The organism is Melioribacter sulfuriphilus, assembly GCF_052656625.1.
This window is the reverse complement of sequence record NZ_JBQXXK010000007.1, coordinates 5,154-28,426: the sequence shown is the minus strand read 5'-3', so window position 1 is coordinate 28,426 and position 23,273 is coordinate 5,154. Positions and strand designations below refer to the sequence as shown.

Genomic DNA, 23,273 nt, shown 5'->3' with positions numbered 1-23,273 from the left:
ATTTTATCGATATAAATTTTGTTCTCTATTATGCAGAACTTATTTTTATATTGTTATCCTAAAAAGAATTTATGATAAAAATTATTCAGAGCAAATTATTTCAGAAATTTGAAAATATCGTCTTCGGATTTTCAACAAAAATAGGACTCGGAAGAAAAGGTCCATTTTATTTTAATCTGTCGTATAACGTAGGTGACGATGAAAAGGTCGTCAAAGAAAACAGGGATGCGTTTTTCGGAGCCTTAGGTATTGAACCTGAAAATGTAGCTTATCAAAGGCAAGTTCATTCGGACCATATTCTAATTGTTAACAAAGGTGGATTCGCAGGAGAATCCGACGCAATGATTACAACCAATACAAGAATTGCACTGGCTATCTCTTCGGCAGATTGTGTCCCGATTTTTATGTATGACAAAAAAAATAAAGTTATAGCAGGAATTCATTCAGGCTGGAGGGGTACAAAGGCAAATATTCTCGGTAAAACTCTCGATCTTTTAATAAATAAATTCAATACTCAGGTCGATTCACTCTTTGTATATATTGGTCCCTCAATATCGAAAGAAAATTATGAAGTCGGTCTGGATGTAGCATCTCAATTCGATGAAAAATATTTATCGAAAAACAATGGGAAATATTACCTGGATTTGCGACAAGTATGCCTCGATGTTTTGGTTGATTATCAAATTCGAGAATTGAACATCGAAGTTTATGAAGGTTGTACATTTAACGAAAAAGATTTGCTCCACTCTTACCGAAGAGACGGAAAAATGTCAGGGAGAGCTCTTGGCTTAATTTATATGAAGGAATAAAGTTTGGAAAATCTAAAGATTGTACTCGGTTACATAGTTATCTGTATAATTTGGGGCTCTACATGGCTGGCAATACGATTGGGGCTCGACTCGATAGATCCAATAATATCGGTTGGTATCCGTTTTCTGCTGGCTTCTGTGTTCATATTTGTCTTGATGAAAATTAATAATGTTGTTTTTCAAGTTGATAAAAAATCAGCAAAGATTTATTTAATGCTGGCAATCTTTTCTTTTATAATTCCGTTTGGACTAGTTTACTGGGCCGAGCAATTTATTCCCTCTGGACTTGCTTCCATACTCTTTGCAATAATGCCGTTTGGTGTAATTATTTTTTCTCGTTTAATGCTACCAAAAAATCGGATAAGCTTAAGTCAACTAACAGGAGTTGTTCTTGGATTTGTGGGCATTTTGATAATCTTTTCTGAAAACATCAATATCGAAATTACGAACTACTTTTGGGGTACAATTGCTGTGCTTGCCAGCTCGATGATGCAGGCTTTTATTGCTGTCGCTATGAAAAAATATGGTGAACATTTGCATCCGTTGTCGTTAAATTTTATACCTCTGTTGATTGCGGGAATTGTATTGATAACAGTTGCATTTATTTTCGAGAATCCAGCACATTGGATATTCGACGAAAAATCGATAGGCTCTATTTTATATCTTGCATTCTTCGGGACAGTAATCACTTTTACAACATATTACTGGCTATTAAAAAGGATGAATGTTGTAATTCTTTCACTGAGCGCTTTCATAACGCCGATAATTGCCGTTTTACTCGGATGGTTGATTCTGGATGAATATCTTTCGCAAAAAGTAATTATTGGTAGTTCTTTGGTGCTTATCGGTATATTATTTGCTAATTTTAAAGGGTTGATTAAATATTTTTATGTGAGAAGGAGCAAAGTTAATTTATGACGAATATCATACGACTGAAGAACGCGGTTTTTTATGCATATCACGGCGCATTAAAAGAAGAACAAAATATTGGAGGAAAGTTTGAAGCCGACGTTGATATTTATACCGATTTTTCAGAAGCTGCTGCAAGTGACGACTTGAAACTTACAATCAATTACGACGAAGTTTATAAATACATAAATAGCCTGGTTCATAAAAAAAAATTGTATTTAATTGAAACTCTGGCCACAATCATTGCTGATGGTTTATTGGAAAAATATCCTTCGATAAAAAAAATTGCCGTGCGTGTGAGAAAACACCACGTCCCGGTTGGTGGAGTTATTGATTACGTCGAAGCGGAGGTAATAAAGGAAAATGGTAGATAATATCTTTATCGGTCTCGGCTCGAATAAAGGTAATCGCCTTCAGTATCTGAGAGAAGCAGTAAAAAAAATCAAAGAGCACGAAAGTTGTAAAGTGCTTGCAGCATCTTCGGTCTATGAAAGTAAGCCTTATGGCAATCCTAATCAGGAGAATTTTTATAATGCGGTCATCGAAATCGACACGGGACTTGGAGTCATTGGATTGTTTGAATTTCTAAAAAGTATCGAAAAGGAATTGGGCAGAAAAGATGAAGGCATTAAATGGGGACCGCGCGAAATTGACCTCGATATTCTTTTCCTCAACACTCTGATTTACGACACGGGGAATATTACTATTCCACATCCCGAAGTCTTCAAAAGGGATTTTGTGATTGTTCCTCTTCTGGAAATTGCACCCGACTTTGTACCCCCCGGTCAAAAGAAAAAATTACGAGAAATTGATTTCTCAAATCTCGAGCGATATATTATTGGTAAACACGATTCAACTTTAATATAAGGCTTAGCAGTGCAGGATATCAGATATATTGCAATTGAAGGAGTTATCGGTGCGGGTAAGACAACACTTGCCAAAATGCTTGCCGAAAAACTCAATGCGAATCTTATTCTCGAAGAATTTCAGGAAAACCCTTTCCTCGAAAAATTCTACGAAGACCGTCATCGATATGCTTTCCAGACGCAAATGTTTTTTTTGGTAAACCGCTACAAACAGCAACAACAGCTCAATCAACAAGATTTATTTACCCGGTATATTGTTTCGGATTACATCTTCGATAAAGATAGAATATTTGCATATCTAAATTTGCAGGGTGAGGAATTAAAACTCTACGAGTCGATCTTCCCGTTATTAGAACGAGATATTCCGAAACCAGATTTGGTAATATTCCTGCAGGCGAGCATCGACCGCTTGATGCACAATATTAAAAAACGAGCCAGACCGATAGAAAAACACCTGACTCGAGCTTATATTGTCGAATTAGCCGAAGCTTACAACAATTTCTTTTTCAAATACAATCAAACTCCTCTACTAATTGTCAATACCTCAGAAATTGATTTTGTAAATAACGAAAGAGATTTCGACGAACTATATGAACAAATTTTCAGAGAAGATAGAGGATTTATCGAATATTTCAAACCGGAGGCGAGAAATAATGATTAATTTTTTAAGAATAATTATATGGATATTAATAGTATCGATAATTTACCGCCTGATTAAAACTGTCTATCGTGTGCTTACATCTGACAATGCAAAAGAAAATAATTCAGGAGGAGGAAAGAATTCAAAATATAAAATCAATAAAGAAGACGTAATAGAAGCAAAATTCGAAGAAATTAAACCGAAAGAAAACAGTAATCCCTGATGTCTCATCAAAAGAAAAATCCATTTGAATCATTCCTAAAAAAATATTTTTCGGCCGAAAGGCTGAACGATTATAATCTCGGCTTACCAAAAAAAATTTTGATTGTACGACAGCATAATCAACTTGGCGACATGCTGGCAAGTGTTTCTCTTTTCAGAGCAGTCAAAGAATCATTTCCCGAGTCGGAAGTAACATTGATTGCAAGCCCTGACAATTTTTACGCAGTAACAAAAAATAAATTCATCGACAGACTCTTTGTTTTTGACAAGAAAAAAATATTCAGTCCATTCTACCTTCTAAAATTATTCCGTGTTTTAAGAAAAAAATATGATATTGCAATTGTACCGGCTACTGTTGCAATATCGAAAACCAGTTGTATATTGGCTGCGTTTTCAAACAGTGGAATTAAGATAGGCCCTGCCTCTTTGAATGGTAAGGAAAATCATATTTCGTATTTATTTAATTATCGTATAGATCTCGATTGGCGTAAAAATCCCGACGCGCATGTTTCAGATTTTATTCTCGACATTCTCCGACCTTTCAGCATTTCGACGAATGAATTTAAATCTCACATTGAGTTTGATAAAAATGATATCGATAAAGCTGAGGAATTTACAAGAAAGCTTAAAGGGGAAAAACTGATCGGGTTTCATGTAGGAGCTGGCAAACCTCAAAACAGATGGCCAATGGAAAATTTTCTGGAACTAATTAAGTATATAAAAGAAAGGTTTAATGCACGAATTTATATTACCGGAAGCAGCGCCGATAAGCATGAAATTGATTTCCTTAAAAGTAATCTCAATTTCGAAGTGGGATATTTTATAAACAGAAGTATTCCTACGATTGCAGCTCTGATTTCAATGAGCGACCTTTTTATTACAAATGATACAGGAATAATGCATGTGGCCGGAGCTACCGATACACCTCAAATTTCTCTTTTCGGACCGACGAACCCCTTCAATTGGGCACCTCTGGGCAATAATAAATTTTTTTTACGAAAGTCCGATTTTGTTTCTGATATTAGAGTTGACGAAGTTATTACTCTGTGCAATTCAATTTTAAATACATCGGATAAAAACAATGATAAATAAAAATCTGGCGGCAATCGATATCGGTACAAATTCGTTTCACCTCATTGTAGTAAAAATTAAAAACAAAGGAAATTTTGAAATTATTGATCGGGAAAAAGAAGTTATCCGATTGGGTGAGGGTAGCAGTACGGATATTAAAAAAATATTACCGACTGCAATGAAGAGAGCTGTCGATTGTCTGGTGCGATTTAAGGAGATAGCAGTTTCGCATAATGCAATTATAAGAGCAGTTGCCACAAGCGCCGTTAGAGAGGCGCACAACAGCAATGAGTTTATTGAACTGGTAAGGGAAAAAACCGGAATCGAAATAGAAGTTGTAAGTGGACACGAAGAAGCACGTTTAATTTATCTGGGAGTTTTGAAAGCTCTCCCTATTTATAACAGCAGGACATTAGTCATAGACATTGGCGGCGGGAGCACTGAATTTGTTGTTGGTCTTAAAGGGCATATCGATTTCTCTGTTAGTATGAAATTGGGAGCGGTAAGGCTCTCCGAAAAGTTCTTCCCCGATTTTAAGCTTACTCCATCACGCATCGAAGCTTGCAGAAGATGGGTCGAAGGCGAAATTTATCCTGTGACAAATCAATTGAAACAATTTCGTCTTGAAAAAATTGTTGGTACATCGGGCACTATAATGTCATGTGGATTAATGATAAATGCTCAAAAGAAGAAATCGAACGATGTGACCATACTGAATAATTTTACTTTTACAAAAAGCGAGTTAAAAGATGTTATCGACGAAGTTTTATCCCACAGCACAACCGAAAAAAGAAAAAAAATAAAAGGGTTGGACGAAAAAAGAGCAGACATAATTCCAGCTGGTGTTATTATACTTGAGACCATATTCAAATTGCTCGAGATCAAAGAAATGACCATTTCCGGTTATGCGCTGCGTGAAGGAATCATTATTGATACCTTACAAAAAAGTGCTTCGGAAAAATCGAAACCAGTGCTCACGGATATTCGTAAAGAAGCTGTTATGCATCTTGCAGAAAAATGCGAATACGACAGGGAGCATTGCATCCACGTTTCGCAACTTGCTCTTCAGCTTTATGACGATCTTATGCCAATCCATAAACTTAAACCCGAATGCAGGGAGTTTCTCGAAGCCTCTGCAATTCTTCACGACGTCGGTTATCATATTGCGCACACAAATCACCACCATCATAGCTATTATATTATAAAGAACAGCGAGCTACTCGGCTTTTCGGAAAATGAAATCGATATAATAGCACATACGGCTCGTTATCACAGAAAAAGTCATCCCAAGCCAGGTCATCCTGAATTTATGAAGTTAAATGAACAAACCAGGACAATAATAAAAAAACTTGCGTCGATACTCAGGATTGCCGATTCGTTCGACAGGACACACAGGAAAATCGTAAAACAGTTAAATGCAGTGATTGAGCCGAAGAAGGTAAAAATTATTGTTAATCACAAAAAAGGGATTGAACCTGCTATCGAATTGTGGAATTTAGAACGCAGGAAAAATCTATTCGAGGAAGTTTTCGGTAAAAAGGTTTATACAGAATTGATAGAAGAGTGAACAGAGAGTTATCTTTTTTTGCATTATAATAAATCACTTCATTATATTTGATTATAATTTTTCGAGAATTTCCAGATAATGAGACCTACTGTTTATATTAAAGATTTAGGAAAGCACGTCGGCGAAGAAGTCAGCTTAAAAGGCTGGCTCTACCACAAACGCTCAAGCGGAAAAATTAAATTCCTTATAATGAGAGACGGCTCGGGTTACCTCCAGTGCGTCGTTTTTAAAGGGAACGTTTCTCCCGAAATTTTTGATTTAGCCGACAGAATCACACAAGAATCCTCTTTCGAAGTTAAAGGCACAATAAGAGAGGACAAACGTGCTATCGGTGGTTATGAACTCGATGTCACCGATCTGAAATTGATTTCAATGTCCCAGGAGTATCCGATAACCCCAAAAGAACACGGTATCGAATTTTTGATCGACAATCGTCATTTGTGGGTAAGATCAAAAAAGCAGGTAGCAATTCTTAAAATAAGGCATCGGATTGTTAAAGCCATTCGCGATTTTTTCGATTCACGTGGATTTACACTTTTTGACGCTCCAATTATTACTCCAAATGCGTGCGAAGGCACTTCTACTCTCTTTGAAATGGATTATTTTGACCTAGGGAAAGCCTACCTGACACAATCCGGTCAGCTTTATGCTGAAAGTGGTGCTATGGCTCTGGGAAAAGTTTATACTTTTGGTCCAACATTCAGAGCCGAAAAATCGAAAACTCGAAGACACCTCACCGAGTTCTGGATGGTTGAGCCCGAAATGGCTTTTTATGATTTGAACGATAATATGGATCTTGCAGAGGAATTTTTAGAGTATATTGTGCAGACTGTCCTTGAAGAAAGGAAAGAAGAACTCAAAGAACTCGAGCGCGATACCTCCCGATTAGAAAAAGTAATACGTCCTTTCCCGAGAATTACTTACGACGAAGCAGTTGAAATTCTTAAGAAGAACGGCGTCGATTTCAAGTGGGGAGACGATTTCGGAGGTGCTGACGAAACTATTATTTCAGAACAGTTCGATCGACCTGTCATGGTTCACCGCTATCCGGCTGAAGTAAAAGCATTTTATATGAAAAGAGATCCTGAAAATCCTAAACTTGCTCTTGCTGTCGATGTACTTGCACCTGAAGGATACGGGGAAATTATTGGTGGTAGCCAGAGAGAGGACGATTACGATACGCTTATTTCCAGAATAAAAGAACATAATCTACCACAAGAATATTTCGAGTGGTATCTCGACCTGCGCCGATACGGTTCGGTTCCTCATTCAGGATTTGGACTTGGATTAGAAAGAACCGTTAGCTGGATCTGCGGACTTGAGCATTTACGAGAAGCAATACCATTTCCCAGAATGATATACAGGAATACACCTTAAATGGAATTAGCTCTTTTTATAATTCTGGCGTTGATAGCGTCAGTCTCATCAATAATGATGATTACAAGAAGGAATGCGGTAATAAGCGCTCTCTTTCTTGTTCTCAACTTCTTTGCGCTGGCAGGGCTCTATTTATTGCTCAATGCTCAGTTTATTGCTGTCGCCCAGATTATCGTTTATGCCGGTGCTATTATGGTGCTTTTCCTTTTTGTTATAATGCTGTTGCGTACGGATAGCGAAGCCAAAATTTTCAGCGAAAAAAAAATATTGAAGTATTTTGCAATTGGAATTTCGATTTTCGTTTTTCTTCAGGTAGCATATATAATTTTTTATGGAGCTCCATCAAGAAGCATATCACCTGACTTAATGAAAAGTGTAGAAATTGGAACAATCCAATCAATCGGAAGAGAACTTTATACCAATTACATAATTCCGTTTGAAGTTGCGGGCTTCCTATTGCTGGCTGCTACCATCGGAGCGCTGATTCTGGCTAAGAAAAAACTTGAATAAATTCCTGTGGAGTAGGTAAAATGTCAAATATACCAATGGAGTACTACCTTGTACTAAGTGCATTTATGTTTACTGTAGGTGTAACAGGTGTACTTTTGAGGAGAAATGCCATTGTTGTTTTTATGTCGATTGAATTAATGCTCAATTCAGCAAATCTGGCATTGGTTACTTTCTCATCGTATTTGGGAAATCCTGCAGGACAGGTATTTGTTTTTTTTGTGATGACAGTGGCAGCCGCAGAAGCAGCCGTCGGACTTGCAATTATTATTGCAATCTTCCGTAATAAACTTACGGTCAATATAGACGAAATCAATATTTTCAAATGGTAAGGTATTAATGATCGACTTAATCTATTTAACTGTTGTATTTCCGTTGCTCGGGTTTTTGATTAACGGACTGTTCGGCAGAAAGATTAAAAATGAAAAAATAATCGGTATAATTGGCAGCGGCACCGTAGGAATTAGTTTCCTTATAACAGTTCTCGCTTTTATTGAAACGATCGGCTTGCCTGCAGAAGAGAGGTCGAAAACAATTGAATTATTTACGTGGATTTCTGTTGCAGGTCTAAAAATTAATGCGGCTTATCTGATCGACCAGCTTTCTCTTACAATGGCTTTGATTGTAACCGGTGTCGGATTTTTGATTCATGTCTATTCGATCGGTTACATGCATGGTGATAAAGGCTTCTGGCGTTTCTTCTCTTATTTGAACCTATTCATCTTTGCTATGATGAATTTAGTCCTTGCGGATAATTTTGTGCTTTTGTTTCTTGGATGGGAAGGAGTAGGCCTTTGTTCTTATTTGCTAATTGGATTTTGGTACGACAGGAAATTCGAGAAAGGAACTACTGCCGAAGCTGCTAAAAAGGCATTTGTGGTTAACAGGATTGGAGACTTTGGTTTCTTGCTCGGCATGTTTTTGATTTTCTCTACATTCGATTCGCTGGTATTTAACGAAGTTTTTAGCAAAGCCGCCTCATTGCCAGTATCAGAAACGACATTTAGTTTGATCGCATTATTTTTATTTATCGGGGCAACGGGTAAATCTGCTCAAATACCTCTCTACGTATGGCTTCCAGATGCAATGGCAGGTCCAACACCGGTATCAGCATTGATACATGCAGCTACGATGGTTACTGCGGGTGTCTATATGGTATCTCGTGTCTCAGTTATATTTGCATCAGCTCCTGGTGTAATGACTGTTGTTGCTGTAATTGGACTGATTACTGCAATTTTTGCGGCAACAATTGGATTGGTACAAAACGACATTAAAAAGGTATTGGCATATTCGACGGTCAGCCAACTAGGGTATATGTTTCTTGGTGCAGGTGTTGGTGCTTTTGGTGCTTCGATATTCCATGTCATGACCCATGCATTCTTCAAAGCTCTCTTATTTCTCGGCGCCGGATCTGTGATTCATGGAATGCACGAGCAGCAGGACATTCGCCATTACGGCGGATTAAAAAAATATATGCCGAGAACATATATAACGTTTTTGATTGCAGCGCTGGCAATTTCGGGCTTTCCCGGATTTTCTGGTTTCTTCAGCAAAGATGAAATTCTCTGGTATTCATATGCCAATGGCGGTTTATTCTACTGGATTGTCGGCGCAATTACTGCAATGTTGACGGCATTTTATATTTTCAGACTTTTCTCGTTGACTTTTTTAGGAAAAGAAAGATTCAATCACCACGAAGTGCATCCTCACGAATCACCAGCTGTAATGACGGTTCCTTTAATTATTCTGGCTTTTTTATCGGTGGTGGGAGGTTATGTTGGAATACCGGAAGTATTTTCAGGTGAGCACGGAAATCTTTTCGAAATATGGCTTGAGCCGGTATACCAGCCTGCCCTCGAAAAATTATCGATTTACGGTTTTCATACGCATTTCGAAGAAATAATGCTAATGGCTCTATCTATAGCACTTGCATTGACAGGAATTTATTTAGCATTACATATTTATACGAAGAAACCCGAAATTGCTCAAAAACTCTCTGAAAAGTTTGCCGCTCTTTATAGAATTTTATTGAATAAATACTATGTGGATGAATTGTACGAAGCTGCTGTAGTTCAGCCAATTCAAAAAGGTTCAGAAAAATTTCTTTGGAAATTTACAGATGCAGCTGTAATAGATGGACTCGTAAACGGAACAGCGCGTGTAATAGGTGGCATATCGGGAGTAATCAGAAAAGTTCAAAACGGCTTCGTCCAATTCTACGCTTTTATCATGATGATTGGTATTGCCATAGCGCTCCTATGGCTTATTATGAGTTTATAAATAACACGATATAGATTATGGAATCCAGTTATATATTAACATATTTATTGTTCACCCCGATTGTCGGCAGCATCATTGTCCTCTTTTTCAACAAGGAAAATGAGAAATTAATTAGATGGACAGGATTGATTGTCTCTTTGATTACATTTCTTATTTCTCTTTCAATTTATGCTGGATTCGACTCTACTAATTCGGGATTCCAATTTACTTACCAATCAGTTTGGATTGAAAGTTTAAACGTCAGTTATTTTGTCGGAGTTGACGGAATTTCATTAATACTTGTATTATTGACCACGTTTTTGACACCATTGACTTTGCTTTCTACATGGAAAGCTATTGAAAAGAATGTTAAGATGTTTACTTTCTCCATGCTGTTTCTCGAAGCAGGAATGATAGGAGTGTTCATTTCGATCGACTTATTTCTGTTTTATATTTTCTGGGAAGCGATGCTTATACCGATGTATTTTATTATTGGAATATGGGGAGGAGAGAGAAGAATATACGCTTCCGTGAAATTTTTCCTTTATACGATGTTCGGAAGTTTATTAATGCTTGTTGCTATTATATGGCTGGCTGTTTACGCTGCCAATCAAACGGGCACTTTTACAACCAATCTGCTCGAGCTTTATAAAGTTGCTCCGACTATAGCGAGAGATATTCAAAACTGGATGTTTCTGGCTTTCTTCTTAAGTTTTGCAATTAAAGTCCCATTGTTCCCTTTACACACTTGGCTGCCTGATGCGCACGTTGAAGCTCCCACCGCAGGTTCCGTAATTCTGGCAGGTGTTCTTTTGAAAATGGGTACATACGGGTTGGTACGTTTTAATTTGCCTTTATTCCCGCAATCGGCAATAGAATACGCTCCGATTATATCGATACTTGCGGTAATTGGTATAATTTACGGAGCTCTGGTTGCGATGGTACAACCGGATATGAAAAAATTGGTGGCATATTCATCGGTGTCTCATCTTGGATTTGTTGTACTTGGAATTTTTGCATTCAATGCTGAAGCGCTACAGGGTGCTGTAATTCAAATGATCAATCACGGACTTTCAACCGGCGCCTTATTCTTGCTGGTCGGCGCTATTTACGAACGAACTCATAGACGAGATATTGCATACTATGGTGGAATTGCTAAAATAGTACCTCTCTATTCTACTATATTAATGATCGTTTCACTTTCTTCGATCGGGTTGCCAGGTTTAAATGGATTCATTGGTGAATTCCTGATTTTACTCGGAGCCTTTAAGTCTGGTGTACTCAATAGTTGGTGGTACGTTGTTTTTGCAGCTACTGGAGTTATTTTTGCAGCGGTCTATTTATTATGGATGTATCAAAGAGTTGTTTTCGGTGAAGTAAAAAATCCAGCTTTGAAAGAACAGCTTACTGACTTAACACAACGTGAGATGATCGTATTAATACCTATTCTCATTTTTATCGTATGGATTGGGGTTTATCCTTCAACTTTTTTAAATATGACTCAGATTTCGGTTGATTCAGTATTGAGACAGATTTCAGAGTATACGTCATTAATTAAATAATGAAAAGATGAAAAAATTATTTTTGTTACCACTTCTTTTATCGAAAGATATTTTTGCTTCGGATGCGGAAGTGTCTCATGCCTTGCCCAATCCATGGATGGTTATTCCGTTTATTGTTCTGTTGATCATGATTGCAACAGGTCCTCTTTTTTATCATCACTTCTGGGAAAAAAATTATCCTAAAATTGCAATCGGACTGGGAAGTATTACTACATTTTATTATTTAGTTTTATTAAATGATACTCATTCCTTATTGCATACAGCTGCCGAGTATATTTCTTTTATTGCTCTACTCTCATCGTTGTTTGTAGCCTCAGGTGGTATACATATAAAAATTGACAGAAAATCAACACCGATACTCAATATTATTTTGCTTCTATTTGGCTCAGTTATTGCAAATATAATAGGAACCACAGGCGCATCAATGCTATTGATACGTCCGTACATTCGCATTAACAAAAACAGAATTAAACCTTATCACATAATTTTCTTTATTTTTTCTGTAAGTAATATTGGCGGTGCATTAACTCCAATTGGCGATCCACCATTGTTCCTTGGATTTTTAAGAGGTGTCGATTTCTTCTGGTTCATTGTACATATCTGGTACTTATGGTTACCCACATTAATTGTTTTGATGGCAATATTTTATATAATTGATTCAAGGAATAAAGCTGCGGAGACTGACACTGAATATACTGGTAAGATAGAAATCAAAGGCACAAAAAATCTAATCTATTTATTGGTAATTTTAATTTCGGTATTTATCGATCCTAAAATTTTTAATTGGGTGCCTTCGTTGGCTCCTTTACCGATTGGTATACGAGAAATCATAATGTTTACAATTGTTTATCTTTCGTACAAAAAAGCGGATAAAGAAATACTCGAAAAGAATGAATTTAATTTCGAACCGATCAGGGAAGTGGCTTATCTTTTCATCGGAATTTTTGCCACTATGATACCTGCGCTTCAATTAATTTCTTACGAAGCTAAATTGTATGGCGAGCAATTAAACGCTGGAATATTTTACTGGGCTACTGGTTCGCTATCAGCGTTCCTTGATAATGCTCCCACGTTTTTGAATTTCCTTAGTGCCGCGCTGGGCAAGTATGGCCTGGATGTAACAATAAAACAACACGTGAGCGAGTTTGCCTGGTCGCATCCCTTGTATTTGCAGGCAATCTCTGTTGCGGCCGTATTTTTTGGTGCAATGACTTATATTGGCAACGGTCCAAACTTCATGGTTAAATCGATCTGCGAAAGAGCAGGCATTAAAATGCCCAGTTTCTTTGGATATTTAATTAAATATTCAATTCCGATTTTGTTACCATTATTTACAATTTTATGGTTAATTGCTTATTATGGTCGAGGTTAAAATGAGAACATTAGATGAGGTCTTGAAAAATAATATCAATGGGCTTCATTATGGTAACAGAGTGCTTCTTCCCTTCAAAGCAGACATTCTTAAAGCAGTTGTAGAAAACGATATTATAATGGACTTCAGCCATCAAAGAAAAGAAGCATGCTACAATAAGCATGATTATTTTACTGAAATTTATTTTTTTGAATATCCAAGTCTCGAAGAAGTGGTCACAGAATTTGAAACTATTAAATTAGTTGTTGTTGAGGATGGTAAAGATATTTTTGATTTTCAGAATCACAGAAAATTAGTTTTGCACATAAAAGAAAATCATAAATTAATTATTGAAGAAACCAACGAAGACATTTTGTTTATAGAGTAATTATGCCTACAAGTAATCAAGAATATTTAATGATGCTTCCCTTCGTTTTGTTGGGAGCTACTATATTAATATCGATAATTATAGAAATATCATTAAAACGCAGCGAGGAATTTTTACCCTGGTTTTCCGCCGTTGCTTTTTTGGCAACAGGTATCATATCGCTCTGGAATATAAATGATCAGACAATGCTTTTCGGCGGTATGATAGGCATAGGGGGAAAGTCTGCTATATTTAATTTTATTTTTAATATCGCCGCAATGCTTGTTGTTCTGGCTTCTGCAGATTATCTCAAAAAATACGGTACTTATTACGGTGAATATTATATTTTGATACAATCTTCGGTTCTTGGAATGATGTTGATGGCAAGCACTCAAGATTTGATAATGATTTTTATGGGGCTCGAATTGATGTCGATTTGTTTTTATATTCTTGCCGGAATTAACAGAAAGAAATTAACCGCAAACGAAGCTGCATTGAAATATTTTCTTTTAGGAGCTTTCGCATCTGGTTTTATTCTTTATGGATTAGCTCTGGTTTACGGTTCAACCCAAACCACGAGTATCTATTCAATAGTGGATAAAATCTTTTCATTGCAAGGAAATATCTTATTCTGGACAGGTGTATTACTCTTGGTAGTGGGCTTCAGTTTTAAGATAGCAGCTGTACCATTCCATATGTGGGTGCCCGATGTTTATCAGGGAGCAGCGACTACAGTAACTGGATTAATGTCCACGGCTGGTAAAACAGCAGCCTTCGCTGTCCTTATAATCTTTCTTGCACTTTCCTTTCCTGTAAATGGAAATAATGTTTTACAGCCGTATTTTGCAATAATTGCTACTCTATCGATGATAGCTGGAAGTATTATTGCACTATCTCAAAGTAATTTGAAAAGACTGCTGGCATATTCTTCAATTGCACATGCTGGCTATATGTCCATAGGTCTTGCTGCTAACAATGTAGAAAGTATAAGTGGTATTATTTTTTATCTTGCTGCATATACTTTTATGAATATCGGAGCGTTTGCTGTCATATCCGTACTTGAGGGCGAATTGGATACTAATCTGGATCTCGATTCGTACGCGGGATTGAATTCTCGCAGTCCTTTCCTTGCGGCAGTTATGTCGCTTTTTATGTTTGCTCTGGCGGGCATTCCTCCGCTTGCAGGGTTCTTCGGTAAGTATTATGTATTTCTCGGGGCAATTGAAGGTGGTCTAACGTGGTTGGCAATCGTCGGTGCACTGTCGAGTGTAATTAGCGTCTATTTCTATCTTAAAGTTGTTGTATATATCTATTTCAAGGAACCTCAAAAAGAATTAAGCTTAAACGTCAGTCCTTATAGTTTATCTGCAATTGTCATCTCAGCACTTTTTGTATTATTATTTGGAATATTTCCTGACTTGCTTTTAAGAATCATCAGCATTGCTGTTGGTTAAAGTTATGATTCCATTATTTACATCCCAACAAGTACGAAGCGCAGATAGGTTTGCGATTGAAAAGCTCGGTTTGCCCGGAACGGTTTTAATGGAAAATGCTGCACGGAGTATTTTAGAACAGATTAAATCTCACTTTGTCCTCTCCGAAAAGATGGTATTCGGTATTGTTGCGGGTAAGGGTAATAATGGAGGAGATGGATTTGCGCTTGCACGCCAACTCTTAATAAATGGTTACAGAGTCAATGTAGTTGCACTTGCAGATGACAAAGAATTGAAAGGCGATGCACTTTTGAACTTTGAGGTTCTGAAAAATCTAATCAAATATTATCCCGATTCAAAATTAATAAAGTACAAAAAGCTATCCGACCTTTCCGTACTAAATACCGCCGATGTTATCGTTGATGCTATACTGGGTACGGGTAGTAAAGGAGAATTAAGAGAGCCGTATAAATCGATAGTTGAAAAATTAAATACTATCGATGCTTATAAAGTGGCCATCGATCTGCCAACCGGACTTGATGTTGACACCGGATACGGTAGTGTTGTTTTTAATGCCGATTTGACTGTAGCACTTTCAGAATACAAGTCGGGGCTTTTTTATGGCAGGGGTTATACTCACTGTGGTAAAGTTGTAAAAGGCTCGATTGGAATTGGGTCAGAATATTACAATCAGTTGGAAACAGATACTTACTTAATCGAACCTGAAGATGCTTTCCTGAATTTGCCAGAAAAGAAACGGGATGTACACAAATATTCAGCAGGGAAGGTGTTGCTAATTGCTGGTTCTAAGAATTTACCAGGAGCTGCTGTGATGGCTTCGGAATCGGCTCTGAGGGCGGGAGCTGGTGCAGTAGTTCTGGCCGTACCAGATTCAATTGCAGAAATGATTCGTATAAAACTCGGTTCGGCGATTGTATTTTCGTATAATGATGATCAGAAAGGCTTTTTAATTGAAAATGCATTATCTCAGCTTGAAGAAAAAATAAAATGGGCAGATGCAATTGCAATTGGACCTGGACTCGGACACGAACCTGAAACAATTAATGCTGTAATAAAAATTCTTAAGAGCTATAGCAATAAAAAATTCGTTATTGATGCAGATGCAATTATTGCACTGAAAAACTCAAAATTAGAACTGAAGAATTGTATATTGACACCGCATACCGGAGAATTTGCCAATCTTGTCAGTGTTACAATTGAAGAGTTGAAATCAGATCTAATACCAAAGGCGAAAAAATTTGCTTTAACGAATAAATGCCATCTTGTTCTGAAAGGTGCTCCTACAATTATATTTAATCCTGCCGGAGAAGTATTTATTAACACAATTGGTAATCAAGGAATGGCTAAATTCGGAACAGGCGACATTTTAACAGGCCTCGTCGCTTCGTTCGTTGCACAATCCAGCAACATAGAAGCTTCGGCCATAGCAGGTGTCTATCTACACAGTCTTGCTGCTGATTTGCTAGCTCAAGAAAAAACAATTTACGGTTTCACAGCTAATGATATAACGGAAAAAATTCCTTATGCAATCAAATTCATTATTGATACGTTTTTACCAAATATTGAGAAATAATCCGCGTCTTTATGTCTACACGCCACTTTTAATATATTGGTTATTTCTATTTTCTCTAACAACAATTCCCGCTGATAAATTACCTCAAATATTTATATGGCAGGATAAATTACAACATTTCATCGCATACCTTATCTTATCTATGTTGTTGACACTTACTGTCCATTTCCAGAATAAAATTTACAAATTTGCACAAAGACCATTTAGCGTTACATTTTGGTTTACTACTATTTATGCTTCAATTGACGAAATACACCAGGCGTTTATTCCAGGCAGGTATTGCGATATATTCGATTTGATTTTTGACATTACTGGAGGTACGGTGGGAATATTTATTATACATAAATTTTTAAATACTGTAAAAGAGCAGAAACAATTTAAAATATGAGAGGTAAAAGAGGAAAAACAAATTGACTATTCACTCTCAATTTTTTAAGTTTGCTAAGGCTAAATGTGTAAATAGGAGATAAATTGTGGCTTTAAAGAAAAATCCAAAGGCAGATCTAAGGAGACAGTATAAGAGAGTTTTTGAGATTAGTATTATTATCTCTCTGGCTGTCATAATTCTTGCCTTCAAGTTTTTCCCTGAGATGAAGAAAGAAGATGTAAAACTTGAAGCGGCGCAAGAATTGGTAAACGTTGAGGATGTAGTAAATACTAAACAGGAAGCGGCTCCTCCTCCACCTCCAAAGCCGCCAATTCCGATCGAAGCTCCATCCGAAGATGTATTGGAGGATATAGCAATTGGGGAAACCGAACTCGATGTAAACGAGCAGGTGACATCAGCTCCGCCACCACCACCTAAAGAAGAGGCTAAAGAAGAAGAAGAAGAGGCTGTTTTCTTCGTTGCTGTTGAAGAACAACCCGAGCCAATAGGTGGTATTGAAGCTATTCAGAAAAGAATTATTTATCCTGAAATAGCAAAGCGTGCCGGTGTCCAAGGTAGAGTTTATATCAAAGCTTTTGTCGATGAAAACGGAAATGTTGTAAAGGCAGAAGTTATTAAGGGCATTGGTGCCGGTTGCGACGAAGCTGCCGTTAAAGCTGTTACGGAAACTAAGTTTAAACCTGGCAGACAAAGAGGTAAACCTGTTAAAGTTCAGGTATCCATTCCCGTTGTATTCAAGCTTCAATAAAATTTTGGGGCTCTCTAAAAGTAAGTTTTTTCGCAAATTGCGTGAAAACTAAATCTAAAATTGAATATACTTTTAGAAAGCCCATTTTTTTTATTTTTTCCGCTTTTATAAAATATCCGCAGTATTAAATTGATAATTGAGATAAACAACCTTCGTTTTAGTTACCAGAATCACTCGGGATATAATCAATTCAAACTCAGAGTTGACGACTGGAGCGTAAAGAAAGGTACATTTTTAAGTCTACTTGGCCCAAATGGAAGCGGTAAATCTACACTTCTTAAGTTAATTCTTCGCTTTATTGAACCTGAAAAAGGGAATATTTTTATCGACGGTATTAACATTAACGATTATAAAAGAAAAGATTTAGCCAAAAGAATTGCCTATGTTCCGCAGAAAATCAGTTCCGCATTTCCGTACTCCGTGTATGAAACTGTGATGATGGGTAGAACTCCATACATGAATTTTATGGGATTTGAAAAAGAAGAGGATAGAAGAATAGTTAAACACACCTTAGAAATGTTCGAAATCGATCATATTAAACATAAAGGAATTAACGAAATTTCAGGTGGCGAATTACAGAGAGTGATGATTGCCAGAGCTGTTGCACAAAATACTTCTATAATCCTGCTCGACGAACCAAATGCACACCTCGATATCGAACATCAGGTCAGTATTTACGGTATTCTTAACGAACTGAGAAAACAAAAAAAAATTACGGTTATAGCAGTTACTCACGATCTTAATTTGGCTGGTGTTTATTCGGATGATATCGCTTTTATGGTTAACGGCAGCATCGTAATTTCTGGCAAAAAAAATGAAGTTCTTAACGAAAAAAATATTAAAGAGATATTCAAAGTAAATGTTGAAATAATTAAATATAAAGATGATATTTTAAACGTTTTGGTAAAACCTGATAAGCTGAATTGAAAGCCGCGAATAAACAAATTAAGCTACTTTTCTTTATTGCCGCATTTACGGTACTTTTTTTATTTATTTCTACACTCAAATATCTTAATAACGAATTGAGTCCAGTTAACTATAATCCTTCCTATTTTGGAAATCTGTTAAATATCGCTGTAACGTTCACAACAATTACTGGTTTACTTGTTGCCCAAAAGAAAAAGAGAAGTATTTCAAGGTTTTTTTTAACTCTGTTGCTAACACTTTCTATTCTACCTCTGATTCTGATATTAATAGATAAATTTACAGGATTACTAAACTTACTTGATTCATATACATCAGAAGAATACTTTTTTACTTTCCAGATTAAAAAGGTTCACATTGGTCTGCTTTTTCTAATCTCTTTTTTCTTTCAACTTTATTTAGCTGTCTATCTTTGGAGTAATGTATTTTTTAGAGAAAAGTTTGTTTACTTGTTTTCGCTGTTCAGAACATTACTTCTTTTAGCACTCTTTTTTATTATCAGTCTGTTTTATATTTGGTTTTATCCCGTGTCGTTGGATGAATCAAGTAGCAAGACATACGATTATGCACTTGTTCCTGGTGCGGCTGTATGGAATAAAAAGCTACCCAGCCCAATATTCGAGGCTCGATTGCGAAAAGCCCTTGATCTTTACAGAAATGGAAAAATAAAAAAAATAATTTTAACCGGCGGAAAAGCACCCGGTGAGTTGAGCGAAGCAGATGCCGCATATCTCTTTTTGTTGAAACTTGGAATTGATGATTCGTCCATTATAAAAGAAGATAAATCAGGTACAACACTCCAACAGGTTAAATTTCTTTATAATTATCAAAAAGAAAAAAATAATTCGGGAAAAATTGTATTTATCTCGGACAAATTTCATTTACCACGGATCAGTCAAACTTGTAGCTTCTTCGGTATTAAAGTGGATTTAATACCGTCAGGCTATAAGATGATTTTTTCACGTGCATTTTATTACAGACTGAGGGAAGGCATTGCATTAATACTTTTCTGGTTGTTTGCCATCTAAGAATTATTACCGAAGAATTTTTATTTTACCACTAAGTATCTTAGATTTGTGTGTTAAAAATTGGTCTTTTATATAATGAGCAAGAAATCAATAAGGCGAATTCTACGCGAAAGAGCGCTCCAGGTTCTTTATGCATATGAACTCAACGGCGAAGGTTTAGAAGCGTTAATAAATGGTCTGCTGTCTGATATTTCTGTTCAAACCGATATCGACTTTGCCAGAGAACTAATCGAAAAAACAATTATTAACAGAAATGAACTTGACGAAAAAATTAAGGAAAAAGTCGCTAATTGGGAAATGGACAGAATAGCATTAATCGACAGGATATTGCTCCGAATTGGCATTTGTGAATTGCTCTACTTTCCTGATATCCCACCCAAAGTTACCATAAACGAGATAATCGAAATAGCTAAGGACTTTTCCACTTCGAACAGCAATAAATTCATCAACGGCATACTCGATGCCATATTATCCGATCTAAAGGAGTCGGGCAAGTTAAATAAAAGCGGCAGGGGATTAATTGACCAGTCGCTTACCAAGTCGTCCCAAAGAAATTCATTGGATACTCTTGACAATCAAGAATCTTAGAAATAAAGAAAAATTCCGAATCTTAGTCTGGACCCTCTTTGACTTTGCAAATACTTCATATTCAATTGTTGTTGTTACATTCCTTTATGCAGTCTATTTCAAGCATACAGTAGCAAATGGTGAACCGATAGGGGATTTCTATTGGAGCATAGGCACAAGTGTTTCAATGTTTGTTACTGCTCTTATTTCACCAGTACTGGGAGCTATAGCTGACTATTCTGCGGGTAAAAAAAGATTTTTATTGTTTTTTACTGCTCTGTGCATTTTATCTACTTTTATGCTCTACTTTATTAATCGTGGCGATTTGATTTGGGGACTTATCCTTTTCATTCTGGCCAATATTGGATTTGAAGCAGGCCTTGTATTTTATGACTCATTTTTACCAGAAATTACAAAAGAAAGCAGTTACGGCAGAGTAAGCGGTTATGGATTTGCAATGGGATATTTAGGTTCCTTTACTACACTGCTTGTTGTTTATCCTTTTATAGAACGAGAAATGATTAAAGAAACATTTCCGTTATCAGCTTTCATTTTTTTTGTTTTTGCCCTTCCGTTATTTCTCTTTCTGAAGGATTCAAGAAAAAGTCGGGAAATAAACGAGTCATATTTCACAATTGGATTTGGCAGAGTGGCTGCCACGTTGAAGAATTTGAAGAATTATCGAAATCTTGTGATTTTTCTTATATCATATTTCTTTTTCATCGAAGGCGTTAACACGGTAATTTATTTCTCGGGAAATTATGCCAGTACGACGCTATCCTTTTCTATGAAAGAATTGATTTTGTTCTTTATGATTGTTCAAACTACTGCCATAATCGGTTCAGTAGTGTTCGGTGTGATATCCGACTCAATTGGGCAAAAAAAATCGTTAGTAATTTCTCTTTCAATCTGGATTGCAACCATATTACTGGCTTATTTTACAAGTACGACAGAAGCGCCATTAATTAAATTAACTGCATCGCTTTTTAATATTAATCTTGAATTTGATGGACATTTATTATTGAGTAGATATTTTTATCTTGTTGGATTGCTTGCTGGAATGGTAATGGGTGCAACACAATCGATTAGTAGAAGTATGATGTCCAAACTAACCCCTTACGACAAGAAAACAGAATTTTTTGGTTTCTATTCTTTTTTCGGAAAAAGTTCTGCTATATTAGGGCCACTTGTATTTGGAATTACAAGTTATCTAAGCGGTAGCCAACAATATGCCATACTGAGTATCGGTATTTTTTTTATCATTGGATTAATTTTTCTTGGGGGAGTACGCGAAAGGTGATTCAATTTTTGGTAATAATAATTTTTTTACAGCCGTAGAAAAACAAAACCACAAAAATTAAAATCCATATAATAATCCAGACCAGCCGGGGAATTCCACTTAGATAAGAAAGCAGGGCAACATCGGATTGCATCAAATTGTCTTGAGAATAGTCTGAAAGAATATCGTCTACGACATAAATTAGGCCAATTAAACCTGTTATTTTGAAAAATAAATTACTAAAAATAGACGGTGTAAATCTCACAACTATAAAAAATGATACAGCAATAAATAAAACTATTATTGATATTAGAGAATTGTTAATAAAATTTGCTGTGATAAAAATTAATGCCGCAGGTATGCCAAATTCAGTAATAGTTTTCAATTTATTATTGTATGCAGAAAAAAATAATATGATTGCAATAGTATAACTTCCGGGATAACCACTTAGAGCAATAATCAGATCATTCCCATTTTCAATAATGCAGCCACCAGATAGATCCCTGTTTAATTCGATTCCAATTACTTTTCCGCCAGTGACATAAGCTGCAAGTGCATGCGAAGCTTCGTGAAACAATATCAGTGAGAGTTTTATTGGATATATGATCTTTGTATTCCAGAAAAAAGTAATCACTAAAAGTGAAGCCGCTATGATGATCAATTCTGTTAACTTATTGAACTTTTTCATAGGTATAAACTTATAAAAAAATATTGAATCTGAATTCAACTGTTGATAATTTTGTAATTGATAAAGCTCGAATGTAAGCTAATGTTCATTGAAATAGTTATTTCTTATTATACAAAAATATTAATCAAGAACAAGCGGGCGTAACTCATCCGTCGATTGACGGAGGTAGAGTGACAGCTTGGAAAAAAATAATAAATTAAGAATAAGCGGGCGTAACTCATCCGTCGATTGACGGAGGTGGAGTGGCAGCTTGAAAAAAAATAATAAATTAAGGACAAGCGGGCGTAACTCATCCGTCAGTTGACGGAGGTAGAGTGGCAGGTTGGAAAAAAATAATAAATTAAGAATAAGCGGGCGTAACTCAGTAGGTAGAGTGGCAGCTTCCCAAGCTGCATGTCGCGGGTTCGAATCCCGTCGCCCGCTCTTAAAAATTTTCATGGGGTATTGAATATTTACTATAAATAAACTATAATTTGTACTCAATTTTTTGAAAATTTTTCTGAGTATTTAATTAAGTACTGTCTATTCACTTTTAGTGATATTTAGACATTACAAATTAATTACATTTTGAAAAAGAAATAATTGGGCGCTTAGCTCAGCTGGTTCAGAGCACCTGCCTTACAAGCAGGGGGTCGTAGGTTCGAATCCTTCAGCGCCCACAAGAAAAGACCTCGTAAATAAAGCGAGGTTTTTTTATTTATGAGTTATTATGTCTACATACTAAAATCTGATAAAAATTTCAGTTACATTGGACAGACTTCAGATCTGAACGACAGACTTACACGTCATTTTAATAACAGGTCAAAATATACGAAGGATAAAGGTTCCTGGAAGTTAATAATAAGTTATGAAGTTATTAGTCGTTCTGAAGCTGTAAGTCTTGAGAGGAAATTAAAGAAGATGAAAAATGTGGAGAAAGCCATAAAATATTTGGAAAAGTTGAAACAAGAGAAAGAAGCTGGTTCAGAGCATCCCGACTAAAAGTCGGGAGGGTCGTAGGTTCGAATCCTTCAGCGCCCACAAGAAAAGACCTCGTAAATAAAGCGAGGTTTTTTTATTTATGAGTTATTATGTCTACATACTAAAATCTGATAAAAATTTCAGTTACATTGGACAG

25 protein-coding genes and 2 tRNA genes are annotated in these 23,273 nt (G+C 36.3%); 26 read left to right on the top strand and 1 reads right to left on the bottom strand.

What is annotated here, in order from left to right; genetic code table 11:
• Nucleotides 1-71 precede the first annotated feature (71 nt).
• The 23 genes from pgeF to ACUN8G_RS09990 all read left to right on the top strand — a co-directional run bounded on the left by pgeF (nucleotide 72) and on the right by ACUN8G_RS09990 (nucleotide 21,489).
• Complete coding sequence (gene pgeF / locus ACUN8G_RS10100) at nucleotides 72-809, top strand: peptidoglycan editing factor PgeF (protein WP_437347555.1); 738 nt, start codon at nucleotides 72-74, stop codon at nucleotides 807-809.
• 3 nt (nucleotides 810-812) lie between these two features.
• Nucleotides 813-1,727 (top strand): DMT family transporter, encoded by a 915-nt coding sequence (locus tag ACUN8G_RS10095; protein ID WP_437347556.1) that lies wholly within the window; start codon nucleotides 813-815, stop codon nucleotides 1,725-1,727.
• Nucleotides 1,724-2,092 (top strand): dihydroneopterin aldolase, encoded by a 369-nt coding sequence (folB, locus tag ACUN8G_RS10090; RefSeq protein WP_437347557.1) that lies wholly within the window; start codon nucleotides 1,724-1,726, stop codon nucleotides 2,090-2,092. The genes ACUN8G_RS10095 and folB overlap by 4 nt, the downstream gene beginning before the upstream one ends.
• Nucleotides 2,082-2,585 carry a 2-amino-4-hydroxy-6-hydroxymethyldihydropteridine diphosphokinase gene (folK, locus tag ACUN8G_RS10085; protein WP_437347558.1) on the top strand — a complete coding sequence of 168 codons (504 nt, stop codon included), beginning with the start codon at nucleotides 2,082-2,084 and terminating at the stop codon, nucleotides 2,583-2,585. The genes folB and folK overlap by 11 nt, the downstream gene beginning before the upstream one ends.
• 9 nt (nucleotides 2,586-2,594) lie before the next feature.
• Nucleotides 2,595-3,245 (top strand): deoxynucleoside kinase, encoded by a 651-nt coding sequence (locus ACUN8G_RS10080; protein WP_437347559.1) that lies wholly within the window; start codon nucleotides 2,595-2,597, stop codon nucleotides 3,243-3,245.
• Complete coding sequence (locus ACUN8G_RS10075) at nucleotides 3,238-3,447, top strand: hypothetical protein (protein WP_437347560.1); 210 nt, start codon at nucleotides 3,238-3,240, stop codon at nucleotides 3,445-3,447. Before ACUN8G_RS10080 ends, ACUN8G_RS10075 begins: the two co-directional genes overlap by 8 nt.
• Nucleotides 3,447-4,538, top strand: coding sequence for a glycosyltransferase family 9 protein (locus ACUN8G_RS10070; protein ID WP_437347561.1), 1,092 nt, complete (start codon nucleotides 3,447-3,449; stop codon nucleotides 4,536-4,538). The genes ACUN8G_RS10075 and ACUN8G_RS10070 overlap by 1 nt, the downstream gene beginning before the upstream one ends.
• On the top strand, nucleotides 4,528-6,084 hold the full coding sequence (locus tag ACUN8G_RS10065) for a Ppx/GppA phosphatase family protein (protein WP_437347562.1): 1,557 nt from the start codon (nucleotides 4,528-4,530) through the stop codon (nucleotides 6,082-6,084). The genes ACUN8G_RS10070 and ACUN8G_RS10065 overlap by 11 nt, the downstream gene beginning before the upstream one ends.
• A 78-nt stretch (nucleotides 6,085-6,162) precedes the next feature.
• Complete coding sequence (asnS, locus tag ACUN8G_RS10060) at nucleotides 6,163-7,461, top strand: asparagine--tRNA ligase (RefSeq protein WP_437347563.1); 1,299 nt, start codon at nucleotides 6,163-6,165, stop codon at nucleotides 7,459-7,461.
• Nucleotides 7,462-7,971, top strand: coding sequence for an NADH-quinone oxidoreductase subunit J (locus ACUN8G_RS10055; RefSeq protein ID WP_437347564.1), 510 nt, complete (start codon nucleotides 7,462-7,464; stop codon nucleotides 7,969-7,971). It begins immediately after the preceding gene.
• A gap of 20 nt (nucleotides 7,972-7,991) precedes the next feature.
• The gene (nuoK, locus tag ACUN8G_RS10050; RefSeq protein WP_437347565.1) at nucleotides 7,992-8,300 is read left to right on the top strand and encodes an NADH-quinone oxidoreductase subunit NuoK; all 309 of its coding nucleotides are present in this window, start codon (nucleotides 7,992-7,994) and stop codon (nucleotides 8,298-8,300) included.
• Between the two features lie 7 nt (nucleotides 8,301-8,307).
• Nucleotides 8,308-10,248 (top strand): NADH-quinone oxidoreductase subunit L, encoded by a 1,941-nt coding sequence (gene nuoL, locus ACUN8G_RS10045; protein WP_437347566.1) that lies wholly within the window; start codon nucleotides 8,308-8,310, stop codon nucleotides 10,246-10,248.
• 17 nt (nucleotides 10,249-10,265) lie between these two features.
• On the top strand, nucleotides 10,266-11,789 hold the full coding sequence (locus ACUN8G_RS10040; protein ID WP_437347567.1) for an NADH-quinone oxidoreductase subunit M: 1,524 nt from the start codon (nucleotides 10,266-10,268) through the stop codon (nucleotides 11,787-11,789).
• Nucleotides 11,790-11,796: 7 nt separating this feature from the next.
• Entirely contained in the window at nucleotides 11,797-13,161 is a 1,365-nt protein-coding gene (locus ACUN8G_RS10035) for a sodium:proton antiporter (protein WP_437347568.1), read from the top strand.
• A 1-nt stretch (nucleotide 13,162) separates the two neighbouring features.
• On the top strand, nucleotides 13,163-13,528 hold the full coding sequence (locus ACUN8G_RS10030; protein WP_437347569.1) for a hypothetical protein: 366 nt from the start codon (nucleotides 13,163-13,165) through the stop codon (nucleotides 13,526-13,528).
• Nucleotides 13,529-13,530: 2 nt separating this feature from the next.
• Nucleotides 13,531-14,961 (top strand): NADH-quinone oxidoreductase subunit N, encoded by a 1,431-nt coding sequence (locus ACUN8G_RS10025; RefSeq protein ID WP_437347570.1) that lies wholly within the window; start codon nucleotides 13,531-13,533, stop codon nucleotides 14,959-14,961.
• 4 nt (nucleotides 14,962-14,965) lie between these two features.
• The gene (locus ACUN8G_RS10020) at nucleotides 14,966-16,534 is read left to right on the top strand and encodes an NAD(P)H-hydrate dehydratase (protein WP_437347571.1); all 1,569 of its coding nucleotides are present in this window, start codon (nucleotides 14,966-14,968) and stop codon (nucleotides 16,532-16,534) included.
• Nucleotides 16,485-16,922 (top strand): VanZ family protein, encoded by a 438-nt coding sequence (locus ACUN8G_RS10015; RefSeq protein WP_445480936.1) that lies wholly within the window; start codon nucleotides 16,485-16,487, stop codon nucleotides 16,920-16,922. The genes ACUN8G_RS10020 and ACUN8G_RS10015 overlap by 50 nt, the downstream gene beginning before the upstream one ends.
• A gap of 85 nt (nucleotides 16,923-17,007) precedes the next feature.
• Nucleotides 17,008-17,670 (top strand): energy transducer TonB, encoded by a 663-nt coding sequence (locus tag ACUN8G_RS10010; RefSeq protein WP_445480935.1) that lies wholly within the window; start codon nucleotides 17,008-17,010, stop codon nucleotides 17,668-17,670.
• 129 nt (nucleotides 17,671-17,799) lie between these two features.
• Complete coding sequence (locus ACUN8G_RS10005; RefSeq protein WP_437347574.1) at nucleotides 17,800-18,597, top strand: ABC transporter ATP-binding protein; 798 nt, start codon at nucleotides 17,800-17,802, stop codon at nucleotides 18,595-18,597.
• Nucleotides 18,594-19,622 (top strand): YdcF family protein, encoded by a 1,029-nt coding sequence (locus ACUN8G_RS10000; protein WP_437347575.1) that lies wholly within the window; start codon nucleotides 18,594-18,596, stop codon nucleotides 19,620-19,622. Before ACUN8G_RS10005 ends, ACUN8G_RS10000 begins: the two co-directional genes overlap by 4 nt.
• A 75-nt stretch (nucleotides 19,623-19,697) precedes the next feature.
• Complete coding sequence (nusB, locus tag ACUN8G_RS09995) at nucleotides 19,698-20,210, top strand: transcription antitermination factor NusB (protein ID WP_437347576.1); 513 nt, start codon at nucleotides 19,698-19,700, stop codon at nucleotides 20,208-20,210.
• The gene (locus ACUN8G_RS09990) at nucleotides 20,143-21,489 is read left to right on the top strand and encodes an MFS transporter (protein WP_437347577.1); all 1,347 of its coding nucleotides are present in this window, start codon (nucleotides 20,143-20,145) and stop codon (nucleotides 21,487-21,489) included. Before nusB ends, ACUN8G_RS09990 begins: the two co-directional genes overlap by 68 nt.
• Before the next feature lies 1 nt (nucleotide 21,490).
• Here ACUN8G_RS09990 and ACUN8G_RS09985 read toward each other — a convergent pair whose 3' ends face one another.
• A complete protein-coding gene (locus ACUN8G_RS09985) occupies nucleotides 21,491-22,156 on the bottom strand; it encodes a M50 family metallopeptidase (RefSeq protein ID WP_437347578.1) in 666 nt (221 codons plus the stop codon).
• Between the two features lie 350 nt (nucleotides 22,157-22,506).
• On the opposite strand from ACUN8G_RS09985, the gene ACUN8G_RS09980 reads away from it, so the two are divergent.
• The 3 genes from ACUN8G_RS09980 to ACUN8G_RS09970 all read left to right on the top strand — a co-directional run bounded on the left by ACUN8G_RS09980 (nucleotide 22,507) and on the right by ACUN8G_RS09970 (nucleotide 23,137).
• Nucleotides 22,507-22,579, top strand: a tRNA-Gly gene (locus ACUN8G_RS09980).
• Between the two features lie 161 nt (nucleotides 22,580-22,740).
• Nucleotides 22,741-22,815: transfer RNA gene (locus ACUN8G_RS09975), tRNA-Val, on the top strand.
• A gap of 40 nt (nucleotides 22,816-22,855) precedes the next feature.
• Entirely contained in the window at nucleotides 22,856-23,137 is a 282-nt protein-coding gene (locus ACUN8G_RS09970; RefSeq protein WP_437347579.1) for a GIY-YIG nuclease family protein, read from the top strand.
• The last annotated feature ends 136 nt before the right edge of the window (nucleotides 23,138-23,273 follow it).

Bases quoted from the DNA above. Each gene is read 5' to 3' on its own strand.
- ACUN8G_RS10015 (WP_445480936.1), top strand. From the start codon at position 16,485: ATGCAATCAAATTCATTATTGATACGTTTTTACCAAATATTGAGAAAT.
- ACUN8G_RS10035 (WP_437347568.1), top strand. From the start codon at position 11,797: ATGAAAAAATTATTTTTGTTACCACTTCTTTTATCGAAAGATATTTTT.
- pgeF (WP_437347555.1), top strand. From the start codon at position 72: ATGATAAAAATTATTCAGAGCAAATTATTTCAGAAATTTGAAAATATC.
- ACUN8G_RS10055 (WP_437347564.1), top strand. From the start codon at position 7,462: ATGGAATTAGCTCTTTTTATAATTCTGGCGTTGATAGCGTCAGTCTCA.
- ACUN8G_RS10070 (WP_437347561.1), top strand. From the start codon at position 3,447: ATGTCTCATCAAAAGAAAAATCCATTTGAATCATTCCTAAAAAAATAT.
- ACUN8G_RS10075 (WP_437347560.1), top strand. From the start codon at position 3,238: ATGATTAATTTTTTAAGAATAATTATATGGATATTAATAGTATCGATA.
- ACUN8G_RS10040 (WP_437347567.1), top strand. From the start codon at position 10,266: ATGGAATCCAGTTATATATTAACATATTTATTGTTCACCCCGATTGTC.
- ACUN8G_RS10025 (WP_437347570.1), top strand. From the start codon at position 13,531: ATGCCTACAAGTAATCAAGAATATTTAATGATGCTTCCCTTCGTTTTG.
- nusB (WP_437347576.1), top strand. From the start codon at position 19,698: ATGAGCAAGAAATCAATAAGGCGAATTCTACGCGAAAGAGCGCTCCAG.
- ACUN8G_RS10030 (WP_437347569.1), top strand. From the start codon at position 13,163: ATGAGAACATTAGATGAGGTCTTGAAAAATAATATCAATGGGCTTCAT.
- ACUN8G_RS09985 (WP_437347578.1), bottom strand. From the start codon at position 22,156: ATGAAAAAGTTCAATAAGTTAACAGAATTGATCATCATAGCGGCTTCA.
- folK (WP_437347558.1), top strand. From the start codon at position 2,082: ATGGTAGATAATATCTTTATCGGTCTCGGCTCGAATAAAGGTAATCGC.
- folB (WP_437347557.1), top strand. From the start codon at position 1,724: ATGACGAATATCATACGACTGAAGAACGCGGTTTTTTATGCATATCAC.
- asnS (WP_437347563.1), top strand. From the start codon at position 6,163: ATGAGACCTACTGTTTATATTAAAGATTTAGGAAAGCACGTCGGCGAA.
- nuoL (WP_437347566.1), top strand. From the start codon at position 8,308: ATGATCGACTTAATCTATTTAACTGTTGTATTTCCGTTGCTCGGGTTT.
- nuoK (WP_437347565.1), top strand. From the start codon at position 7,992: ATGTCAAATATACCAATGGAGTACTACCTTGTACTAAGTGCATTTATG.
- ACUN8G_RS09970 (WP_437347579.1), top strand. From the start codon at position 22,856: ATGAGTTATTATGTCTACATACTAAAATCTGATAAAAATTTCAGTTAC.
- ACUN8G_RS10020 (WP_437347571.1), top strand. From the start codon at position 14,966: ATGATTCCATTATTTACATCCCAACAAGTACGAAGCGCAGATAGGTTT.
- ACUN8G_RS10065 (WP_437347562.1), top strand. From the start codon at position 4,528: ATGATAAATAAAAATCTGGCGGCAATCGATATCGGTACAAATTCGTTT.